16 protein-coding genes are annotated in these 22,494 nt (G+C 64.6%); 5 read left to right on the plus strand and 11 right to left on the minus strand.

Annotated elements, in window-relative coordinates; all coding sequences use genetic code 11:
* Positions 1 to 153: 153 nt before the first annotated feature.
* From O7A05_RS20955 to O7A05_RS20985, 7 genes are all read right to left on the minus strand, one after another.
* Positions 154 to 1,098: an ABC transporter permease gene (locus O7A05_RS20955; RefSeq protein WP_337094860.1), complete on the minus strand. Its 945-nt coding sequence runs from the start codon at positions 1,096 to 1,098 to the stop codon at positions 154 to 156.
* Positions 1,095 to 2,150 carry an ABC transporter permease gene (locus O7A05_RS20960; RefSeq protein ID WP_337094861.1) on the minus strand — a complete coding sequence of 352 codons (1,056 nt, stop codon included), beginning with the start codon at positions 2,148 to 2,150 and terminating at the stop codon, positions 1,095 to 1,097. Before O7A05_RS20960 ends, O7A05_RS20955 begins: the two co-directional genes overlap by 4 nt.
* Entirely contained in the window at positions 2,150 to 3,661 is a 1,512-nt protein-coding gene (locus O7A05_RS20965; protein ID WP_337094862.1) for an ABC transporter ATP-binding protein, read from the minus strand. Before O7A05_RS20965 ends, O7A05_RS20960 begins: the two co-directional genes overlap by 1 nt.
* Before the next feature lie 173 nt (positions 3,662 to 3,834).
* Positions 3,835 to 4,860 (minus strand): BMP family protein, encoded by a 1,026-nt coding sequence (locus tag O7A05_RS20970; RefSeq protein ID WP_337094863.1) that lies wholly within the window; start codon positions 4,858 to 4,860, stop codon positions 3,835 to 3,837.
* A gap of 319 nt (positions 4,861 to 5,179) precedes the next feature.
* Complete coding sequence (locus O7A05_RS20975; RefSeq protein ID WP_337094864.1) at positions 5,180 to 7,255, minus strand: 3-hydroxyacyl-CoA dehydrogenase NAD-binding domain-containing protein; 2,076 nt, start codon at positions 7,253 to 7,255, stop codon at positions 5,180 to 5,182.
* A gap of 103 nt (positions 7,256 to 7,358) precedes the next feature.
* Positions 7,359 to 7,949, minus strand: a complete 591-nt coding sequence (locus O7A05_RS20980; RefSeq protein WP_337094865.1) for a hypothetical protein — start codon at positions 7,947 to 7,949, stop codon at positions 7,359 to 7,361.
* Between the two features lie 44 nt (positions 7,950 to 7,993).
* Positions 7,994 to 8,602, minus strand: coding sequence for a TetR/AcrR family transcriptional regulator (locus O7A05_RS20985; protein WP_337094866.1), 609 nt, complete (start codon positions 8,600 to 8,602; stop codon positions 7,994 to 7,996).
* Between the two features lie 78 nt (positions 8,603 to 8,680).
* On the opposite strand from O7A05_RS20985, the gene O7A05_RS20990 reads away from it, so the two are divergent.
* Both O7A05_RS20990 and O7A05_RS20995 read left to right on the plus strand, forming a co-directional pair.
* The gene (locus O7A05_RS20990) at positions 8,681 to 9,964 is read left to right on the plus strand and encodes an MFS transporter (protein ID WP_337094867.1); all 1,284 of its coding nucleotides are present in this window, start codon (positions 8,681 to 8,683) and stop codon (positions 9,962 to 9,964) included.
* A 280-nt stretch (positions 9,965 to 10,244) separates the two neighbouring features.
* Positions 10,245 to 11,819: an alkaline phosphatase D family protein gene (locus O7A05_RS20995; RefSeq protein WP_337094868.1), complete on the plus strand. Its 1,575-nt coding sequence runs from the start codon at positions 10,245 to 10,247 to the stop codon at positions 11,817 to 11,819.
* Between the two features lie 227 nt (positions 11,820 to 12,046).
* On the opposite strand, the gene O7A05_RS21000 is transcribed toward O7A05_RS20995, so the two are convergent.
* Positions 12,047 to 12,334, minus strand: a complete 288-nt coding sequence (locus O7A05_RS21000; protein WP_337094869.1) for a hypothetical protein — start codon at positions 12,332 to 12,334, stop codon at positions 12,047 to 12,049.
* A 195-nt stretch (positions 12,335 to 12,529) separates the two neighbouring features.
* Here O7A05_RS21000 and typA point away from each other — a divergent pair, with 195 nt between their 5' ends.
* Complete coding sequence (gene typA, locus O7A05_RS21005; protein ID WP_337094870.1) at positions 12,530 to 14,359, plus strand: translational GTPase TypA; 1,830 nt, start codon at positions 12,530 to 12,532, stop codon at positions 14,357 to 14,359.
* A 51-nt stretch (positions 14,360 to 14,410) separates the two neighbouring features.
* Here the strand turns inward: typA and O7A05_RS21010 are convergent, their stop codons facing one another.
* Positions 14,411 to 15,037: a DUF1062 domain-containing protein gene (locus tag O7A05_RS21010; protein ID WP_337094899.1), complete on the minus strand. Its 627-nt coding sequence runs from the start codon at positions 15,035 to 15,037 to the stop codon at positions 14,411 to 14,413.
* 661 nt (positions 15,038 to 15,698) lie between these two features.
* Between O7A05_RS21010 and O7A05_RS21015 the strand changes: the two genes are divergently transcribed.
* Positions 15,699 to 16,310: a LysE family translocator gene (locus tag O7A05_RS21015; protein ID WP_337094871.1), complete on the plus strand. Its 612-nt coding sequence runs from the start codon at positions 15,699 to 15,701 to the stop codon at positions 16,308 to 16,310.
* Positions 16,311 to 16,320: 10 nt separating this feature from the next.
* Here the strand turns inward: O7A05_RS21015 and O7A05_RS21020 are convergent, their stop codons facing one another.
* Both O7A05_RS21020 and O7A05_RS21025 read right to left on the minus strand, forming a co-directional pair.
* Positions 16,321 to 16,644 carry a YciI family protein gene (locus O7A05_RS21020; RefSeq protein ID WP_337094872.1) on the minus strand — a complete coding sequence of 108 codons (324 nt, stop codon included), beginning with the start codon at positions 16,642 to 16,644 and terminating at the stop codon, positions 16,321 to 16,323.
* Between the two features lie 287 nt (positions 16,645 to 16,931).
* Positions 16,932 to 17,495 carry a peroxidase-related enzyme gene (locus O7A05_RS21025; RefSeq protein ID WP_337094873.1) on the minus strand — a complete coding sequence of 188 codons (564 nt, stop codon included), beginning with the start codon at positions 17,493 to 17,495 and terminating at the stop codon, positions 16,932 to 16,934.
* Positions 17,496 to 17,623: 128 nt separating this feature from the next.
* Here O7A05_RS21025 and O7A05_RS21030 point away from each other — a divergent pair, with 128 nt between their 5' ends.
* Positions 17,624 to 22,390 (plus strand): NAD-glutamate dehydrogenase, encoded by a 4,767-nt coding sequence (locus tag O7A05_RS21030; protein WP_337094874.1) that lies wholly within the window; start codon positions 17,624 to 17,626, stop codon positions 22,388 to 22,390.
* Positions 22,391 to 22,494: the final 104 nt, after the last annotated feature.

Genomic DNA, 22,494 nt, shown 5'->3' on the forward strand with positions numbered 1-22,494 from the left:
GCTGCGAAGCAGCGACGGAGTGGGGAAACCACCTGGCAATCGTCGCCAACGAAGAATCTTCCTCCACCGCGCCAAGGGTCGACCCCCACTCCGTCGAGCTGCGCTCGACACCTCTCCCCCGATCGACGGGGGAGAGGAAGGAGCGTTCCTCGTCTACCGCTCCTCCCGTCGGAACGGCTTCAGCAGCGCCGAAGGCGCGACCGCGTTGCGGGACATGAAAGCCATGGCGACGATGGTGAAAATGAAGGGCAGCATCAGGAAGGCTTCGTAGGGGATGTGGCCGAGGCCGCTGGCCTGCATCCTGAGCTGTAGCGCGTCGACGAAGGCGAAGAGCAACGCCGCGCCCGCCGAGCGCCAGGGATCCCAGCGGCCGAACACGACCAGCGCAATCGCCACCCAACCGCGCCCGGATACGACACCGAAGGTGAAGGCGTTGAACTGCGCCATGGTGAGGAAGGCGCCGGCAACGCCCATCAGAGCGCCGCCGAGGATCACCGCTTGGAAGCGCGTGGCGATGACGCTGACGCCGGCTGAGTCCGCCGCGCGCGGGTTCTCGCCCACCATGCGCACCGACAGCCCCCAGGGCGTGCGGTAGAGCACGAAGGCGGCGAGCGGGATGGCGATGATGGCGAGATAGACGAGCGTGAACTGGTTGAACACCGCCGGGCCGAGGATCGGGATATCCGAAAGCAGCGGGATCGGCACCGTCTTGAAGCCGTCAATGCTCGGCGGCACCGATTGCTGACCGAAGATCAGCCGGTAGAGGAAATAGGCGAGGCCCGAACAGAACAAAGTCACCCCGATGCCGCAGACATGTTGGCTCAGCCCCAGCGCCACGGTGAACAGCGCATGCAGCGCGCCCATCAGCGCCCCGACCAGCACGGCCACCAGCACGCCCAGCCACAGGCTGCCGCTGAGGCTTGCGGCGGTGAAGCCGGCCATCGCCGACAGCAGCATGATGCCTTCGATGCCGAGATTGAGCACGCCTGCCCGCTCGGAGAACATTTCGCCGAGCGTGGCGAAGGCGAGCGGCGTGGCGATGCGGATGATGGCGGCGAGAAAGCCGACCTGGAAGATCTGCTCGAACACCGCGCTCATATTTGCGCTCCCACGCGGCGGATGCGGTAGCCGGTGAAGAGCAGCGCCACCAGCATGGCCAGCAGCGCCGTGCCCTGGATGACATCGCTCAAGAAAGCCGGCACGCCGGTCGCGCGCGACATCGCCTCGGCGCCGGTCATGACCACGGCCAGGAAGATCGCCGCCGGCACCACGCCGAGCGGGTTGAGCCGGGCAAGCATGGCGACGACGATGCCCGAATAACCATAGCCCGGCGAGATGTCACTCATCACCTGGAAGTGGACGCCGCCGACCTCGCCAACGCCGGCAAGCCCGGCCAGCGCGCCGGAGAGCAGAGCGGTGGAGAGCAGCACGCGCTGCACATTGATGCCGCCATAGCGGGCGGCTTCCGGGTTCTCGCCAGTGACGCGGATCCTAAAGCCGAGCGTGGTGCGGGCGATCAGGAACCAGCAAAGGGGTGCTGCGATCAGCGCCACGACGACGCCGAGATGCAGCCTTGTGCCCTCGATCAGCACCGGGAAATTGGCCGAGTCCTCGATCGGCGGGGAGATCGGGTAGCCGGAAAAAGTGTCCTTCCACGGCCCCTCGATCAGCGCCATCAGCGCATAATAGATGACCGAGTTGAGCAGCAGCGAGCTGACCACATCGTCGACCTTGAATTTGACGCGCAATGTCGCCGGCACCAGCGCGACGAGAGCGCCCGCAGCCGCGCCTACAAGCGCCATCAGCAGCATGGCGAGATAGCCCGGCATCGGGATGGCGCCGACGAAGCAGCTTGCCACCGCGCCGGCGAGCAGCTGGCCCTCGGCGCCGATGTTCCAGAATTTGGCGCGGAAGGCGATCGCCACAGCCAGGCCGGTGAAGATCATCGGGGCGGCGCGCACCAGGGTCTCGGTGATGGCGTAGCTGTCGCCAAGCGAAGCCGACAGCATCACGCCATAGGCTTCGACGACGCCGGCGCCGGCTACAGCAATGAGCCCACTGCAGAGCACCAGCGTCGCGGCGATCGCGATGAGCGGGAGGGCCAGGTTGAACCAGGCGGGCGTCGACGTGCGGGCTTCGAGGCGAAACATCAGGCGTGGCCCTCCGCGCCGGTCATCATCAGGCCGAGCCTGGCGACGCTAGCTTCCGCACTGGAAAGCGTGCCCGCGATGCGACCCTCATACATCACCGCGATGCGGTCCGAGAGCATCAGCAATTCCTCGAGGTCCTCGCCGATGACGATGATGCCGCAGCCCTTGGCGCGCATGGCGAGGAATTTTTCATGGATGAAGCGCGCGGCGCCGATGTCGAGGCCGCGCGTCGGCTGCGAGACGATCAGCACCTTGGGGTCGAAAGCGAGCTCGCGCGCAAGAAGCGCCTTCTGCAGATTGCCGCCGGACAGCGCACCGGCGCGCACCATCGGTCCGGGACAGCGTATGTCATAGGCCTTGATCTGCGCCTCTGCGAAGGCACGGATGGCGGCCGGGTTGAGCAGGCCCTTGCGGCTGAAGGCCTCGGTGCCGACGCGCGGCAGCACCATGGAGTCGGCTAAAGGCAAATTGGTGAGCAGGCCGGTCGTCATCCGGTCTTCCGGGATGCGGCCGAGGCCGAGCGCCTGCAATTTGCGCGGCGAAAATTGCGCAACCGCTTTGCCGGCTATCGTCATCACGCCGGCGTTGGGCGGCAGCATGCCGGAAATGACGTCGGCCAGCGCACGCTGGCCGTTGCCGGAAACGCCGGCGACGCCCAGGATCTCGCCCGCGCGGACGAAAAGCGAGACCTCGCGCAGCGGCGTGCCGGCGTGAGCGGAAGTGGATATGCCGTCGAGTGTCAGCACGGAAGCGCCGGGCGTCGAAGACTGTTTGACCGGCGGGACGATTTCATGGCCGCACATCAGCTTCGCCATTTCTGCCGATGTGGTGCTTGCCGGATGGTCGACGCGGCCGGCCACCTTGCCGTGGCGCAGGACGACGCAGCGGTGGGTGAGGGCCCTGACTTCGTTGAGCTTGTGGGAGATGAAGATGATGCCGAGCCCTTGCGCAGCCATCGAGCGCAGGGCGCCGAACAGGCCATCGACTTCGCTCGGCGCCAACACCGCCGTCGGCTCGTCGAGGATCAAAAGCCTGGCGCCGCGAAACAGCGCCTTGATGATCTCCAATCGCTGCTGTTCTCCGACCGACAGCGTTGAGACCGGCAGGTTCGGATCGAGGCTTAGCCCATATTGCCGGCTGATTTCGTCCAGGCGGGCAAGTCCGCGAGCACGGTCGACGCGGCCGGACTTGCCGGGAATGCCGATCAGGAGGTTCTCCAGAACCGTGAGACGCGGCGCGAGGTGAAAATGCTGGTGCACCATGCCGATGCCGGCAGCCAAGGCGTCGGCGGAATTGTGGATGGCAACCGGCCTGCCCTCGACCAGGATCTCGCCGGCGTCCGGCGCATAGGCGCCGAACAGCACGTTCATCAGCGTCGTCTTGCCGGCGCCGTTCTCACCCAAAAGGCCGAGGATCTCGCCGGGCGCGACGCTGAGGTCGACGGCCTCGTTCGCCTTGACGGCGCCGAAGCTCTTGGTGATGCCGCGCATTTCGATGAGTGGGGCGGACAAGGGTGCTCCTGCGCTGGTATCCCTCCCCCCTGAGGTGAGGGTGCCGAGCGAAGCGAGGCGGGAGGGGTCGCCTCAACCGCCTCGACGTTGATGAAAAGGATGGAGCGCGTCGCGGGCGACCCCTCCCGGCCCTGCGGGCCACCCTCCCCTCAAGGGGGAGGGGAACGCCGGCTCTAATCCGAAACCGGCGTGTTCTCGTCGACGTCGACGCGGAAATTGCCTTCGAGGATCTCGGCCTTCTTCTTCTCGACCAGGTCCTTGACGTCGGCGGGCAGCGTCTTGTCGAATTTGTGGTAGGGTGCCAGATACGAGCCGCCCTTGGCCATGCGCGAGAAATCGCCATAGTCCTGCGCGGTGAAGACGCCGGCCTTGACCAGCTTGATCGCCTGCTCGACGGTCGGAAACATGTCCCACACCGGGCCGGTGATGACCGTATCCGGCCCGAGGCTGGACTGATCGGACATGTTGGAGATTGCAAAAATCTTCTTCTCCACGGCCGCCTCGATGACGCCGAAGCGCTCGGCATAGATGACATCGACGCCGGCATCGATCTGCGCCACGGCCGCTTCCTTGGCCTTGGGCGGATCGAAGAAAGAGCCGATGAAGGCGACCTTCTTCTTGACGTTCGGGTTGACCTCCTTGGCGCCGGCGAAGAAAGCATTGACCAGCCGGTTCACTTCCGGAATGCCCATCGCCGCGACGGCGCCGACCGTGCCCGATTTCGACATCTTTCCGGCGATCATGCCGGAGAGATAGGCGGGCTCATGGATCCAGTTGTCGAAGACGCCGAAATTGGGTTCGGCCGGGCCGGCGCCGGAGCCGAACAGCCAGGCCGTCTTCGGGAACTGCTTGGCCGTGCGGCGCGACTCGCGCTCGGCGGCGAAGGCATCGCCCAGCACCAGCTGGTAGCCGCCCTGCGCATATTCGCGCATCACGCGGCTGAAGTCGGCGGTCTGCACCTTTTCCGACCATTTGTATTCGATGCCCAGCTCCTTCTCGGCCTTCTGCAGGGCAACATGGATCTGATTGTCCCACGGCTCCTCGATCGGGGTGGCGAAGATCGCCGCCACCTTCAGCTTCTTGTCCTTGGCGAAGGCCGCGCCGGGCAGCACGGTGGCCGCGAGGCCGAGCGCGCCGAGTTCCAGCACGTTGCGCCGCGATAGGCCGGCGCGTTGCGTTTTGCTACGTTCGTTTTCCATTGAAGTGCCCCTCTGTTCGACAGCCGTGTCGAGCCGGCCGTTCCAAATGTCAGACACCCGGGACTATGGAACGGCGCCTGAGATTTGTCCACATGGTCAAATTTGGTGGGGACGCCTGTGCGTTCGTCATCCACGGGCGGAGCAAGGAGCGTAGCGACGTAGCGCAGACCCGAGGATCCATGGTGTGACCTCGACGCTGCTCAACTGCGCAGAACCAGCGACGGCTGCGCCAATGCCTGTTCCGGACCGTGGCATTCTTCGTCTGATGGAACGGCATGGATTCCAGGGTCTACGCTTCGCTTCGCCCTGGAATGACGAATTACCGGGCGTCGCTCACTTCTTCCCAAGCCCCGGTCTCGGCAAACCGCCTCAACGCCGGCGCCGGCTCGAAGATCGCCCGGCCGGTCTGCCAGTGCCAGAACTCCAGCCGCTCGACGATCTTCGCAGCGCCTGCAAGGGCGGCCCAGAACATCGGTCCGCCCTTGCCGATCGGGAACCCGTAGCCATTGACCCAGACGACATCGATATCGGACGCGCGCGCGGCGATGCCTTCCTCGAGGATCTTGGCGCCCTCGTTGACCAGCGGATAGAGCGTGCGCTCGATGATCTCGTCGGCGCCGATCTCGCGCCGCGCAATTCCAAGCTCCGCCGCCTTCGCCCGGATCAGCGCCTCGACTTCCGGATCGGCAATCGGCTCACGCGAGCCGGTCTCGTAACCGTACCAGCCGCGCCCGGTCTTCTGGCCGAAATGGCCCTGCTCGCACAGCGTATCGGCAATCACCGCCGTCTGGCCTCGCGCCTTGCGGTTGCGCCAGCCAATGTCGAGGCCGGCGAGGTCGCCCATCTGGAACGGCCCCATCGGCCAGCCGAAATCGGTGAACGCCTTGTCGACCTGGCTCGGCGTCGCGCCTTCCAGCAACAGCGCCTCGTTCTCGGCGCCTCGCGCCGAAAGCATCCGGTTGCCGACGAAACCGTGGCAGACGCCGACGACGACCGCCACCTTGCCGATGCGCCGCGCGAGATCGGTCACCGTCGCCAGCACCTCGGGTGCCGTCCTCTCGGCGCGCACGATCTCCAGGAGCTTCATGACATTTGCCGGCGAAAAGAAATGCATGCCGAGCACATCTTGTGGCCGCGAGGTCGAGGCGGCGATTTCGTTCACATCGAGATAGGAGGTGTTGGTGGCGAGGATGGCGCCGGGCTTGGCGATGGCGTCGACTTTGCCGAACACCTCCTTTTTGACCGCCATGTCCTCGAACACGGCCTCAATGACCAAATCGCAATCGGCGAGATCGGCGTAATCGGTGCTGCCCTTGAACAGGCCGAGCCGCTGCTGCTTCGCCTCTTCGCTCAACGAGCCGCGGCTGACGGAGACGGCATAGTTCTTCTCGATCGTCGCCAGGCCGCGCCGCAGCGCCTCCCCGCCGGTCTCGAGCAAAGTCACCGGGAGACCGCCATTGGCAAAGGCCATGGCGATGCCGCCGCCCATCGTGCCGGCGCCGATGATGCCGACGCGTTCGATCCGGCGCTTCTGCAGATCCTTGCCGGGCAGCTTCGCCGCCTCGCGCTCGGCAAAGAACAAATGCCGCTGCGCGCGCGACTGATCGCCGGAAACGAGTTTCAGGAAAAGTTGCCGCTCGGCCGCCAGGGCCGCGTCGAACGGCAAGGTGATCGCGTTGCGCACGGCTTCGGCACAGGCCAGCGGCGCTTCCAGTCCGCGGGCTTTTCTGGCCAGATCGGCGGCTAGGCTGTCGAAGGCTGCAAGATCGGTCCCGGCAAGGCGGTCATTGCGGTCACGCACCGGCACGAAAGGTCCGCCTCGATCAGCCATTTCGTGGGCGATACGAACCGCCTCTCTCAACAGATCTCCATCGACAACCGCATCGGCAAGACCGGCGGCCTTCGCCTCGCCGGCCGAGATCGGCGTGCCCGAGACGATCATGCCGAGCGCTTTCGCGGCACCGACCAAGCGTGGCAAACGGACGGTCCCGCCGCCGCCCGGCAAAAGGCCGAGCTTTACCTCCGGCAGGCCGAGCTTGGCTCCGGCGTCCGCGACGCGAAAATGGCAGCCGAGCGCCAGCTCCAGACCGCCGCCCAGCGCCGTGCCGTGAATGGCGGCGACCGTCGGCTTGGCGATGGTTTCCAGCAGGGCGATGATGGCGCGCAATTCCGGTTGCTGGACCGGCTTGCCGAATTCGGTGATGTCAGCGCCGGCGACAAAGGTGCGCCCGGCGCAGGCAATGACGATCGCGCTCGCGGCGGGATCATCGCGCAGCGCGGCGAGCGCCTCGTAAAGCGGCTTGCGGACATGAAAACTCAGCGCATTGACCGGCGGGTTGTCGATGGTAACCACCGCCACGCCGTTCTCGTTCGCAAGGCTGACAGAACTGGGCAAGCGGAACCTCCCAAGACCGGCTGCAATCGGAACACGGGTTTACTAGGCAAGTCCGCCGATGGAAACCTGATCCGGCGCTGGCCCAATGTTTGGCTAGGCTCCGCTAGTTATCCACTCTCCCGAAGGGCGGCACGTCGCCGATCACTTCGCGCTTGTCCTTGCCGCAGGTGAAGGTTTTCGCCTTATCGTCGGCGAGCTTGCGCGCCTGGTCGTTGGCCTGCGCATTGCCGGTGGCTAAGACCAGGCCGATCGTGCAGCCTTGGTGTTCTTCCGGCTGCGCCACCTTGGCGACGACGAGCACCTCGATCGACTTGTTCTCGTCCTCGGGATTGCTGACCGAGCGGCGGTGGATGGCGGCGAAGGGGATGGCGACCTCGCCATTGGTCTCGATGCGCCATTCCACCTTCGGGCCGGAGCCGTTGAAGGCGGTGAAGCTCTCCCAGACCGCGGTCATGTCGTCGGACGGAAAGCCGTAATAGATGGATTCGCGCGCGTCCTCGCAGCCGATCAGCACCGGGTAGCCGCGATAGCCCGAGCAGGCAAGGCTCGCCCAGTCGCCGTCGCCTTCCGCGGCCTGCGCATAGGTCACGCAGTCCTTCTTCCAGTCGAGATCGGTATAGGCGCTGGAGATGTCGCCGGCCTGGGCCGTCTGGCAGAAACCGGCGAGGGCAAGCGGGATCAGAAGAGCGCGCATTACGGACAACTCCGTTCGAGTTGTCGAAAGCGTAGCTTCAATTGCTATTTCTTCAAGCTGGCTTCGATCAAGAGATCGGCGTTGCGGGCAACTGCCGCCGCCGGTCCGCCCAGGCCGAAGAGCTGGCCGCTGATATAGGCGCCCTCAATGAGCAGCAGCAGGCCGTCGCCCAGCGTGTCGGAATCGGCGGCGCCCATCGCGGCGGCCATGGCGCGCAGGCGGCGGCGCAATTCGACCTTATTGTTCTCGCTCACCACCCGCGCGGGATGGCCGCGCTCGGGATATTCCACCGCAGCGTTGGTCATGCCGCAGCCGCGATAGTCAGGCTTTTGCGTGCGTTTGCCGACGCGGGTGAGGAAAGCGATGATTTGCGCGCGCGGATCGCCCGGATGCGCGTCGACCGCTTCGTCGAAGCGCTCCCAGAATTCGAGGTCGTATTTGCGCAGATAAGAGGCGGCGAGCTCGTCCTTGGACGGGAAGCTGCGATAGAGGCTCGGCTTGGTGACGCCGGCGCGCTTGACGATCTCGTCGACGCCGATCGCCCTGATGCCTTCGCGATAAAAAAGGTCGCGCGCCACGTCCAGGATCTTGTCCGCCGCCCTTGGGGCCGGGGCCTCGCTCAACAACGCTTCAATTTTATTGTCCGATGGCATGCAAACAACTCGCTTGACAATGTTACTGACCGGTACGTATGTATGGCCTCGTCCCATTGCAACGTACCGGTCAGTAACATGATAATCCAGTCCCGTCCGTTTGGCCAGCGCTACGCTTTCGTCGTCGTTGGCGTCATTTTCCTGTGCCTGCTGATAGCGGCCGGGCTTCGCTCGGCACCCTCGGTGATGATGGTTCCGCTGGAGGAAAGCTTCGGTTGGCATCGCGACGTGACGTCCTGGGCCGCCAGCGTCGGCATCCTGCTTTACGGCTTGACCGGACCGTTCGCCGCCGCGCTGATGGAACGCATCGGGCTCCGCCGCACGCTGCTTGGCGCGCTGCTGGTGATGTCGGGATCGACGGCGCTCAGCCTGTTGATGACCGAGCCCTGGCATCTTTTCCTCACCTGGGGCGTGTTTTCCGGCATCGGTTCGGGCGCGGTGGCGAGCGTGCTGGGCGCCACCATTGTCAATCGCTGGTTCAAGACCAATCGCGGCCTGATGATGGGCCTGATGTCGGCCTCCAGCGCCACGGGCATGCTGGTGTTCCTGCCGCTGATCGCCTCGCTGGCACAAAGCGGCGGCTGGAAGCCGGTGGCGATTGCCGTAGCGCTGGCCACCGCCGCGCTGATCCCGCTCGTTCTGCTGCTCGTGCCGGAACGCCCCGCTTCGATCGGCCAGGTTCGCTTCGGCGCCGATGCGAATGACGTGCCACCGGTGTCGCCGGCCTCGCAAGGCAATTTCCTGGCGCATACGCTGAACACGCTGCGCCGCGCGGCCGGTACCCGGGTGTTCTGGTACCTGTTCGCCACCTTCTTCGTCTGCGGCTTCACCACCAATGGTCTCGTCGGCACGCATCTCATCGCCTTCTGCGGCGATATGGGCATTGGCGAGGTGCAGGCGGCCGGGCTCTTGTCGATGATGGGCATTTTCGACCTGATCGGCACGACGCTGTCCGGCTGGCTCACCGACCGTTTCGATCCGCGCAAGCTGCTCGGCGTCTATTACGCCGTGCGTGGGCTGTCGCTGATCTACCTGCCCTATTCCGGCTTCTCGGCGACCAGCCTGATCATTTTCGCCGTGCTCTACGGGCTCGACTGGATCGCCACCGTGCCGCCGACGTTGCGGCTCGCCAACGAGGCTTTCGGCGATCGCAGCGGGCCGATCGTGTTCGGCTGGATCGTCGCCGGACACCAGATCGGCGCCGCAGCCGCCGCCGCCTTCGGCGGCACGATGCGCGAGCTGCAGGGCAATTACGAGCTGGCCTTCCTGATCGCCGGCATGACGGGCATCGCGGCGGCGTGTATCTCGCTCTTGATCAACACCGACAGGCCGGCCTTCGGGCCGGAGCCGCAGGCGGCTTGAGGCATGTCGATATTCGGGTGAGGCCGGCCTGCAAACAGCAGTCTCCTGCGCTTCCGGTGCTCACGTACTTTAAGTACGCTCCGCTCCGGTTCTCGGAGACCGCCGTTTTCGGCTCGTCCTGACCCGAATCTCGGCACGCCTCCCGGCGCGGGTTTCACGTTTCCCCTTTGGGAGAAGGAAAGCCTGTTCATTGTTATCAAAACTTCATGGTTCCGATATGCGCCTGAAACATTCAGGCGAGAGCTTGGCGGTCCCGTTCAAAGCCCATCCGGAGACAGCCATGAACAAGATCTCATTGACCCGCCGCGCTTTCGTCACCTCGGCCAGCGCCTTTGGCCTTGTCGGCGCCTCCGGACTTGCGCTGCCCTATTATTCCCGCGCCAACCAGCGCCCGGCGTTCACGCATGGCGTCCAGTCCGGCGATGTCGACGCCACGTCGGGCATGGTCTGGACCCGCACCGATCGGCCGGCGCGCGTGATGTATGAAGTGTCGACCACCGAAAGCTTCGCCAATGCCACAAGGCTGGCTGCGCTCGATACCTCGCCGGCCAGCGACTACACGGTGAAGCGGCTGCTCACCGACCTCGCCTCGGAGCAGGACATCTTCTACCGCATGGTCGCCGCCGACCTCTCCGACATCAATGCCGTGTCCGAGCCGATCGTCGGCCGCTTCCGCACGGCGCCGTCCTCGAAGCGCGATGTGCGCTTCGCCTGGTCGGGCGACACCGCCGGCCAGGGGTGGGGCATCGACGAGACCGGCATGAAGACCTATTCGACCATCGCCAAGCACACGCCGGATTTCTTCCTGCATTCCGGCGACACGATCTATGCCGACGGCGCCTTGAAGGACGAGGTCGACCTGCCCGGCGGCGGCAAGTGGAAGAACGTCGTCATGATCGACGGCAAACGCAAGGTCGCCGAGACGCTGGACGAGTACCGCGATCAGTGGAAATACAACATGATGGACAAGCATGTGCTTGCCCTCTCCGCCATCTGCCCGACCTTCTACCAGTGGGACGACCATGAGGTGCTCAACAACTGGTCGGACTCGAAGGACCTGACCGCCGACGACCGCTACAAGGAAAAATCGATCCATGTGCTGGCGGCCAGGGCCGCGCGCGCCTTTCATGAGATGACGACCATCCGCTACGAGCCGTCGGAGCCGGGCCGCGTCTACCGCAAGGTCTCCCATGGGCCGCTGCTCGACGTGTTCTTCCTCGACATGCGCTCCTATCGCGGCCCGAACGGTCCCAATCTGCAGGAAACGCTGACGCCGAAGTCGCGCATGATCGGCGAAGAGCAGTCCAAGTGGCTGAAGCGCGAGGTGGCGAATTCCAAGGCGACGTGGAAGGTCATCGCCGCCGACATGCCGCTTAGCCTCGTCGTCTGGAACGACGCGGCGAAGAAGGTCGGCTTCGAGGCTGTCAGCAACAACGACAATGGCGCGCCGAAGGGCCGCGAACTCGAATTCGCCGACGTGCTGCGCTTCATCAAGAATGCCGGCATCACCAACACCGTGTGGCTCACCGCCGACGTCCACTACACCGCGGCGCACTACTACAACCCCGACAAGGCGCAGTTCCAGGATTTCAATCCGTTCTGGGAATTCGTCTCCGGCCCGATCCATGCCGGCACCTTCGGCCCCAACGACCTCGACATGACCTTCGGGCCGGAGCTGAAGTTCATCAAGGCGCCGACCGCCGAGCAGGGCCAGAACCTGCCGCCGTCGGCCGGCCTGCAGTTCTTCGGGCTGGTCGATATTTCAGGCGCGACGGAGCAGCTCACGGTGCGGCTGATGGATCGCGACGACAACGAGCTTTACAAGGTGACGCTCGATCCGGTGCGGTCGGCTTAGGCTGCGTTGAGATTCAGGTGATGCCGGCCTGCGAACAATGGTTTCCTGCGCTTCCGGTGCTCACGTACTTTAAGTACGCTCCGCTCCGGTTCTCGGAAACCACCGTTCTCGACTCGGCCTAACCTGAATCTCAACACACCCTAGGCCCAGCAGCCGCTCGATCTATTGCCGCGACGTTAAAGCGCCGTGGCAGTCCAGAACTGAACTCTGAAATGCCGTGAAGAGCGTCAATCCGGATAGCAAGCCGCGGGAATGTTCGGCCAGACTGCGGTGTCGCAGTTGGCATCCTTCTGGCGTTGCTTGAAGGCGGCGCTGACCGGGCCGGTGACGATCGGGTCGACGCCGTCAGGGGCGTCGGCGAACATCTGCTGCGCGGTCCTGGCGTCGGGCGGCGTGATCGGATCGACTTCCCTGAGGGCTGCCGCCGATTGCGCTGCGCCCGCCGCGACAAGCACGCCAAGCGCTGCCCACGCGAAAACCGGACGCAATCTGGACATCTGATCGGTCATGAACATGGAACTGTCCGGCCCCTCAAAGGTTCCGCCTTGGTTAACGGAATCATTTCACCCCAAGACGTTTAAGAATCAGTGACCATGTATTTGGGGTCCGGCCTCCCCTTTCGCAATTGCGAAAAACCTTGTATGAGCCGCGCAACCGAAAAAGGCGGCGCTTTTGGGCCTGCTGCCTGCAACATTCCCGAGACCAGACACATGAACCTCCGCAATATCGCGATCATCGCGCACGTCGACCATGGCAAAACCACGCTTGTCGACCAGCTCCTGAAACAGTCCGGCGCCTTCCGCGACAACCAGCGCGTCGCCGAGCGCGCAATGGATTCCAACGACCTCGAAAAAGAGCGCGGCATCACCATCCTGGCCAAGGCGACCTCGGTCGACTGGCACGGCACCCGCATCAACATCGTCGACACGCCCGGACACGCCGATTTCGGCGGCGAGGTCGAGCGCATTCTGTCGATGGTGGATTCGGCGATCGTGCTCGTCGACGCCGCCGAAGGCCCGATGCCGCAGACCAAATTCGTCGTCGGCAAGGCCCTCAAGGTCGGCCTGCGCCCCATCGTCGTCATCAACAAGATCGACCGTCCGGACGCCCGCCATATCGAAGTGGTCAACGAGGTGTTCGACCTCTTCGCCGCGCTCGACGCCACCGACGAGCAGCTCGATTTCCCGATCCTCTACGGTTCGGGCCGCGACGGCTGGGTCTCGGAAAATCCGGAAGGTCCGAAAGACCAGGGTCTCGCCCCGCTATTCGATCTTGTCGTCAAGCATGTGCCGGCGCCGACGGTGCATCCCGGCCCGTTCCGCATGATCGGCACCATCCTCGAGGCTAATCCGTTCCTCGGCCGCATCATCACAGGCCGCATCGAGTCCGGCACGCTGAAGGCCAACCAGGCTGTCAAGGTGCTGCACCATGATGGCACGCAGATCGAGACCGGCCGCATCTCGAAGATCCTCGCCTTCCGCGGCCTCGAGCGCCAGCCGATCGACGAAGCCCAGGCGGGCGACATCGTGGCCATCGCCGGCCTGTCCAAGGGTACGGTCGCCGATACGTTCTGCGATCCGGCGGTGAGCGAGCCGCTGCATGCGCAGCCAATCGACCCGCCTACCGTGACCATGTCCTTCCTGGTCAATGACAGCCCGCTTGCGGGTACCGAGGGCGACAAGGTGACCAGCCGCGTCATCCGCGACCGCCTGCTGCGCGAGGCCGAGGGCAATGTCGCGTTGAAGATCGAGGAATCGGCCGAAAAGGACTCCTTCTTCGTCTCCGGCCGCGGCGAATTGCAGCTCGCGGTGCTGATCGAGACGATGCGCCGCGAAGGTTTCGAGCTCGCCGTGTCGCGTCCGCGCGTCGTCATGCAGAAGGGCGATGACGGCCAGCTGCTCGAGCCGGTCGAGGAAGTCGTCATCGACGTCGACGAGGAGCATGCCGGCGTCGTCGTGCAGAAGATGTCGGAGCGCAAGGCCGAGATGGTCGAGCTGCGCCCGTCCGGCGGCAACCGCCAGCGCCTGGTCTTCCACGCGCCGACGCGGGGCCTGATCGGCTATCAGTCGGAACTGTTGACCGACACGCGCGGCACCGCCGTGATGAACCGCCTGTTCTTCGCCTATGAGCCCTATAAGGGCGAGCTGCCCGGCCGCACCAATGGCGTGCTGATCTCCAACGAGCAGGGCGAGTCGGTCGCTTACGCCATGTGGAACCTGGAAGACCGCGGCCCGATGATCATCGATCCGGGCGTCAAGGTCTATCAGGGCATGATCATCGGCATCCACAGCCGTGACAACGACCTCGAAGTGAACGTGCTCAAGGGCAAGAAGCTCACCAACATCCGCGCCGCCGGCAAGGACGAAGCGGTGAAGCTGACCCCGCCGATCCGCATGACGCTGGAGCGGGCGCTTGCCTGGATTCAGGACGACGAGCTGGTCGAGGTGACGCCGAAGACCATCCGTCTGCGCAAGCTCTATCTCGACCCGAACGAGCGCAAGCGCTTCGAGAAGGCGTCCAAGGTGATGGGCGCGGCGTAAGGTTTTCAGCCAAGGGCTCAAAAGAGGGAGCGGTCGCTCTCTCTTTTCGCTTCAGCGGCAGGCAGCCGAGACGATCGCCGTGCAATCGGACTCCTCGGCCAGATCGATGCGCACGGCCAGGCCGTTGCGAAGCGGTTTCCGCAATGCCTTAGCGCCGTCCGGTTCGAAAGTCAGCCGCCTTCGGTTATCCAGAGCCTGAAGTCTTGACCGCGAGAGGCCGAGCTCGCCGGCAAGCAGGCGGTCCAGCCGCAAAGGCGTCGTGCCCTCGAGCCGAAGCTCGAGCTCGAGCGCGGTCGCGCGTCCCGGCTCGCCGTCCAGAAGCTCCTTTCGGGCCGTGACGCCGGGAGATTCCTCGATCCGGCCAGCCCGGCCGCGCAGCATCGCGCCATCGAAGGCGTGGCGGCGGACAAGGTCCGGATCGTTGCTTTCAAACGCGGCGAGCAGCGCCGGCTCGATGTCGCGGCGGTTTCGCCGTTCCAGGATGGCGAAATTCCAGGAATTGTCGCAGTCGACGCAGCGATAGATCAGCCAGACGTCAATGCGCTTGCCATTGGCATTGACGCGGAATTTCCCGCCGCATCGATAAGGCTTGAGGCCGCCGCAGCGATTGCAATTGATGAGAGGTCGAGGCGCGATTGCGGGCGCAATCGTCCAGCGGACACACAAAGTTCGAGAGATGCCGGTTGGCCCTTCCCGTCGGGAAGTCCGTCAGGCCGGCGATGTCCGAGCTGCCCCTCATGGGCCACGGCGTGGCGAAGACTGTATGTTTGAAAGTCAGGCGTCGGCGCGGATTGCATGCGACGGCGGCTCAGCAATGCCAAACCGGTCTCGAACCGCCGCCTGAAGAACACGTGAAATAGAGCAGGCGCGCCAATGACTGGGCCTGCGGTGCATTCAGAAGAGTTGGCGAGACCGGCGGTTACTGAGGCAAAGCGATGCTCGAAAATGGGTAAAGGGACGGGTCTTCTAGCGGCAGGGTGACGAAGGGGCAAGTGCCCTCGGCCGGACTCGGCTCAACGCCAGTTCTCGGGCGCTGGCGCTGCCCCCTCTCCGTCCGCTACGCGGACACCTCTCCCCCATTTCATGGGGGCGAGGAAACGCCAACCGCCAATGTCGCGACCTGGGAAAGCTTGGGTTCCTCGCCCCCACAAAGTGGGGGAGAGGTGGCTCGGCCTAGCCGAGACGGAGAGGGGGAGCACCGTGTGCGATTGCCCTGCCCTTTCCACGAAAGCCTGCGGCGGCCTGATGCGGGCGGCGCCGGCATCAGCGATTGACCATCTTTGCCAATGCTGCTTCCGCTGGTTAGTATGGCAGCCAATCCCAGTCCAAGAGGTTCGCCATGCATCTCGCCTCGCTGCTGATCTTCGCCGCCGCGCTGTTCGTTGCCGCCGGCTCGCCTGGCCCGTCGATCGCAGCACTTGTGGCGCGGGTGATCTCGAAGGGGTTCCGCGACGTCTTCCCCTTCCTGCTGGCGATGTGGATCGGCGAGGCCATCTGGCTGTCGCTGGCGGTGTTCGGGCTCGCCGTCGTGGCGCAGACCTTCCATTACGCCTTCGTCGTCGTGAAATGGGTGGGTGTCGCCTACCTTGCTTATCTCGCTTTCAAGATGTGGACGGCGCCGGTCGAGGCCAAGGAGGGCGAGATGCCGCGCGAGGACTCGCCCGTGAAACTGTTCATTGCCGGCATGGCGGTGACGCTCGGCAACCCCAAGATCATGATGTTCTATCTGGCGCTGCTGCCGACCATCATCGATCTTGCCTCGGTCAGCGTTATCGGCTGGGTCGAGCTGACGCTGACCATGGCTATCGTGCTGGTGGTCATCGACTTTTCCTGGGTACTGGCCGCTTCGCAGGCGCGCCGGCTCTTGAAGAGCAAGCACGCCATGAAGATCGCCAACCGCGTCAGCGCCACGACAATGGCAGGCGCGGCCGCGGCGATCGCCGCGCGATAGAGCGCCGGCCTCACATCATTTCAATGATCGGCGCGACCTCGACGCTGAAGCCAGGATCCATCAGGATCGGGCAGTCCTTGGCTTTGGCGACGGCATCGTCGATGTTCTTGGCTTCAACGATTGTGTAGCCGGCAGTCGGATTGCTGCCGCCATTGTTCTCGATCTTGCCGCTCGGCAGCACCGTCTTCGACATGCCGACCGGATTGCCGCCGTCGACCACGGCCGAGCCGAGCCTGTCGTACCAGCCGGTCCAGGCATCCATAGCCGCTTTCCGTTCGGCGTCGTCGGTCGGCATCTTGCCGGAGCCGTGATAGACATAGAGAAATTTCGCCATGTTCTCCTCCCTTGTCGGCGGCGTCGAACCGGCATGCGGCCACGCCGCTTGCGATATGCAGCGATGCTGCAATCCGATATGCAGCTACGCTGCAATCGTTGATATGCGGCTTGTGCCGCAGTCCGATATGCAGCGATGCTGCGATCCGATATGCAGCGATGCTGCAATCCTGATATGCGGCTACGCCGCAATCGTGATATGCGGCTTTGCCGCAATCCTGATCATCGGACCAAACAGCGCCGCGGGCAACGAAAAATTCGAGGTTGCTAATGTAAAGTCCGCCGCCTTTACCTTGCCATGGCGTGGTATTCGGGGTTGGGCCGCATGTCGACCGCGGCGGCCACCCGGTTCGACATGTTGAAGAAGGCGGCGGTCGAGGCGATGTCCCAGATGTCGCGGTCGGAGAAGCCGGCCTGGCGCAAGGCGGTGCGGTCGGCTTCGACGATCCTGGCCGGCTCTTCGGTCAGCTTCACGGCGAATTCGAGCACGGCGCGCTGGCGGTCCGACAGATCGGCGGCGCGGAAATTCATCACCATCATCTCGCCAAGCGCCGGCTCACCCGACAGCTGACGCACCGCCGCGCCATGAGCGGTCAAGCAGTAGAAGCAGTGATTCAGCGAGGAGACGGCCACGGCGATCATCTCGCGCTCCAGCTTCGACAAGCCGGACTCGCCCAGCATCAGGTCGTTGTACATGTCGGTGAAGGCACGCAGCTTCTTCTCGTCGAAGGCGTAGGCGAGAAGCACGTTGGGCACGAGGCCGAGCTTCTCCCGACATTTGTCGAAATAGGCTTTCGTCGCCTCGCCGAGTTCCGCCTGGACAAGGTCAAGCGCGGTTATTTTGCCGGTCATCTGGTTTCTCCTCGCGAGCCGATGGCGTCGGTTCGAATTTTTTAAAGCGTCGTCAAACCTTTGTCGCCAAACAGCGCTCATCTGGCTACCATAGTCGCAAAAGCATATAACGGGAGGGACTAAGCGTCATGGCCAGCGTGAAATCCAAGCCGAGGAAGAAAGCCGCCGCGAAAGCGGAGGAGAAACCTGCAAGGCTTGCCGACTATCTGCTGGCGCGGGCGCCTGCCGAGGACATCGCGGCCTATGACGTGGCCGACCTCGAGCGCGCCGGCGAGCTCGCCGCCCAAGCGGTCGCCAGCCACAGGAAAGGCGAAAGCGTCGTCTCCGTCGAAGCCGATTCAGGCGTTGCGTGCGACGGCCGGCCGGTCACGGTCATCACCGTCGTCAACGACAATATGCCGTTCCTGTTCGATTCCATTCTCGGCGAAATCACCGAGACAAGCGGCGAGCCGACCCTGGTCACCCATCCGATCGTCACTGTCCGCCACGGCAAGACCGGTGTGGTCGAGGTGCTTAGCGACGGCGGCAAGGAGGATGATGACCGGCTGAGCGTCGTCCATGTGCATATCCCGCGGCTGACAGCCGAGCAGGCGAAAAACCTTACCGAGCGGCTGCGCAAGGTGCTTTCCCAGGTCCGCGCCGCCGTCGTCGACTGGAAGCGAATGCTCGCCCGCCTCGACCAGGCGATTTCCGAATTCCGCTATTCGGCCGTGCCGCTCGACAAGAAGAGCGTTGCCGAGGCGATCGCCTTTCTCGAATGGCTGCGCGACGACAATTTCACCTTCCTCGGCATGCGTGAGTTCAAATATGTCGGCGGCGAGGAGAGCGGCAATCTTGAGCGCGCCGAGAAGCCCGGCCTCGGCATCCTGTCCGATCCCGACGTGCTGGTGCTGAGGCGCGGCACCGAGGCGGTGACGACGACGCCCGAAATCCGCGCCTTCCTGCACGGGCCGGAGCCGCTGATCGTCACCAAGGCCAACGCCAAATCGTCGGTGCATAGGCGCATCTATCTCGATTACATCGGCATCAAGACCTACACCTCGAAAGGCGCTCTGGCGGGCGAATTGCGCATCGTCGGCCTGTTCACCTCGACCGCCTACACGCGCTCGGTGATGAAGATCCCCTATCTGCGCTCGAAGGCCGAGGCCGTCATCTCGAAATCCGGCTTCGATCCGCACGATCATTCCGGCAAGGCGCTGATCAACATCCTGGAAAGCTATCCGCGCGACGAGCTGTTCCAGGTTCCCATTCCCGTCCTGCGCAAGCATGCCAGCGCAATCCTCGGGCTGATCGAGCGCCCGCGGGTGCGGGCGCTGGTGCGGGCCGACCAGTTCGACCGCTTCGTGTCGGTCATCGTCTTCGTGCCGCGCGACCGCTATGACAGCGTCGTGCGCGAGAAGGTCGGCACCTATCTGAAAACCGTGTTCGAGGGCCGGCTGTCGGCCTATTACCCGGCCTTTCCGGAAGGCGGATTGGCGCGGGTGCATTTCATCATCGGCCGTTCCGGCGGCAAGACGCCAAAGGTCGAGCAGTCGACGATCGAGGCGGCGATCCGCGACATCGTGCGCACCTGGGAGGACGCGCTGTCCGAAGCCGCGGAGGCGGCCGACAGCGATCCGGGCTTGAAGGCGATCGCGGCGCGTTTCCCCGAGAGTTATCGCGATAGCTTCTCGGCCGCCGTGGCGCTGGTCGATGCCGGACGCATCGCGAAGATCGGCGCCGACAATCCGATCGCCATCGATTATTACCGCCATGCCGGCCAGAAGCCGCACCAGGCGGCTTTGAAGATCCACCATTTCGGCAGCCCGGTGGCGCTGTCGCGGCGCGTGCCGGTGCTGGAAAATATCGGTTTCCGCGTCATCAGCGAACGCACCTTCGAGGTCGCCGACACCGGCTCCGGCAAGGTCTTCATCCACGACATGGAGCTGGAGAACCGCTACGGCAAGCCGATCGATCTTACGGATGGCGGCGCTATGTTCGAGGACGCCTTCCTGTCGGTCTGGCGCGGCGATGTCGACAATGACGGCTATAACGGCCTGGCGCAGACGGCCGGCCTATGGTCCGGCGAGATCACCATCCTGCGCGCCTATGGCCGCTATCTGCAGCAGGCCGGCATTCCGCAGAGCCAGGACTTCATCGCCGCCGCGCTCAACCGCTACCCGGAGATCGCGCGGGGCCTGCACGCGCTGTTCGTCGCCCGGCTCGGGCCGACGGCGGAGGGCGACGGCGTGGTCGCGGCCAAGCACCTCAGAGCCAAGATCAAGGATGCGCTGGAGGAGGTGCCCAATATCGATGACGACACCATCATTCGCCGCTATCTCAACCTCATCGAAGCCTCGCTGCGCACCAATCATTTCGTAGCCGATACGAAATCGAAAGGGCAGTCGCTGGCGATCAAGCTCGACTCGCAGGCGATCGAAGGACTGCCGGCGCCGCGGCCATGGCGCGAGATCTTCGTCTACGGCTCCGAGGTCGAAGGCGTGCATCTGCGCTTCGGCCCGGTGGCGCGCGGCGGCCTGCGCTGGTCGGACCGCGCCCAGGACTACCGCACCGAGGTGCTTGGGTTGGTCAAGGCGCAGCAGGTCAAGAATGCAGTCATCGTGCCGGTCGGCGCCAAGGGCGGCTTCTATCCGAAGAAACTGCCGATGAGCGCCGGGCGGGACGCCATCTTCGAAGCCGGCACATCGGCCTATAAGAACTTCGTCTCCAGCCTGCTTTCGATCACCGACAATATCGGCGTCGACGGCGTCATTCCGCCGGCGGGCGTGGTGCGGCGCGACAAGGACGATCCCTATTTCGTCGTCGCCGCCGACAAGGGTACGGCGACCTTTTCCGACATCGCCAACGCGATTTCCGAGCAGCACCACTTCTGGCTGGACGACGCCTTCGCCAGCGGCGGCTCGGCCGGCTACGACCACAAGAAGATGGGCATCACCGCCAAGGGCGCCTGGGAAGCGGTGAAGCGGCATTTCCGCGAGATGAACCGCGACATCCAGACCTCGCCCTTCACCGTTGTCGGCGTCGGCGACATGTCGGGCGACGTGTTCGGCAACGGCATGCTGTTGTCGCCGGCCACCAGGCTGATCGCCGCCTTCGACCATCGCGACATCTTCATCGATCCCGATCCGGATATGGCGGCCTCGATGGCAGAGCGCCAGCGCATGTTCGCCCTGCCGCGCTCGTCTTGGCAGGACTATGACAAGTCGAAGCTGTCGGAAGGCGGCGTCATCGTCTCGCGCAACCAGAAATCGATCACGCTGCCGCCGGCGGCGGCCGCCGCGATCGGCCTCACCAAGACCACGGCGACGCCGGTCGAGATCATGAACGCCATCCTCAAGGCGCCTGTCGACCTTCTGTGGTTCGGCGGCATCGGCACCTATGTGCGGGCTTCCGGCGAAAGCAATCAGGATGTCGGCGACCGCGCCAACGACGCCATCCGCGTCACCGCGCTCGATGTCCGGGCGAAAGTCATCGGCGAGGGCGCCAACCTCGGCGTCACACAGCGGGCGCGCATCGAGTTCGGCATGAATGGCGGCCGCTGCAACTCCGACGCCATCGACAATTCGGGCGGCGTCAACTGTTCCGACGTCGAGGTCAACATCAAGATCGCGCTAGCGTCGGCCATGCGCAAAGGCTCGCTGGCGCGGCCGGCGCGCAACAAGCTGCTCGCCGAAATGACCGACGAGGTGAGTGCGCTGGTGCTCGCCAACAACTACCAACAGACGCTGGCACTGTCGCTCGCGCGCAAGCGCGGGCTCGCCGACATAGCGCACCAGGCGCGCTTCATGACGGCGCTGGAAGCGCGCGGCCTGCTCGACCGCGCGGTCGAGACGCTGCCTTCGCCGGCGGCGCTCGCTGAACGCGAGGCGCGCGGCGAGCCGCTGACCAGGGCCGAGCTCGGCGTGCTGCTGGCCTATGCCAAGATCGTGCTGTTTTCCGACATCGTCGCCAGCGACGTGCCGGACGATCAGCATTTCGACCGTGACCTGATGGGCTATTTTCCGGAGCGCATGACCAAGAAATTCGCCGGCGAGATCCGCGACCACAGGCTGCGGCGCGAGATCATCGCGCGGGTCGTCGCCAACGACCTGGTCAATCGCGGCGGCCCGTCCTTCGTCAACCGGCTGCAGGAATCGACCGGCCGCACGGCGGCCGATGTCGTGCGCACCTTCGCCGTGGTCCGCGACGGCTTCGCGCTGCCCGCGCTATATAAGGAGATCGACGCGCTCGACAACCAGATCGACGGCCAGATCCAGCTCGATCTCTATCAGGCGGTTAGCCGGCTAATCTTCATGACCAGCGGCTGGTATCTGAAGACCGAAGCGAGCTCCGCGCCGCTCGGGCAGCGCATCGCCGAATTGCAGGAAGCCCGCAAGGCGCTTGAACCGAAGCTTCTCTCGCTGCTGCCCGCATTCTCGCGCGAGCGCATCGAGGATCGGCGGCACGGCCTGTTCAAGGGCGGCGCACCGGAAAAGCTCGCCGGGCAGCTCGCTCTGACCGAGGTGGCCGAACTGATCCCGGATGTCGCGCTCACCGCACGCACCGCCAATGCCGACATCGTCAGCGCGGCCAAGGCGTTCTTCGCCGTCAGCGATGCCTTCCGCATCCCGCGCGTCGAGGAAGCCGCGCGTTCGATCATGCCGGCGGATTATTATGACCAGCTGGCGCTGTCGCGCGCGACCGACACGATCGGCGTGGCGCGTCGCGGCATCACGGTGGCGGCGCTCACCGGTTACGGTACGGCGGCGGATCCGGTCGCGGCCTGGCTGGAGGCCGGCGGCGAGCGCGTCGCGCGCATCCGCGAACGGCTGCAGGCGTTGACCGAAGGCGGCGACATCACCGTGTCGCGGCTGTCGGTGGCGTCCGGCCTGATGAGCGACCTGACGGGGATGTGAAGTTCCTCGCCGCTGCCAAAGCGGCTGGTCTTTGGCGATAGCGTGCATGGCAGCTTGGCGCGTGCATTGTCTTATGTAGCGCTGGTCGACCCCCACTCCGTCTC

Origin of the sequence: Mesorhizobium argentiipisi (SeqCode), assembly GCF_037179585.1 — a bacterium.
In the GTDB taxonomy this organism is placed as follows: Bacteria; Pseudomonadota; Alphaproteobacteria; order Rhizobiales; family Rhizobiaceae; genus Mesorhizobium; species Mesorhizobium argentiipisi.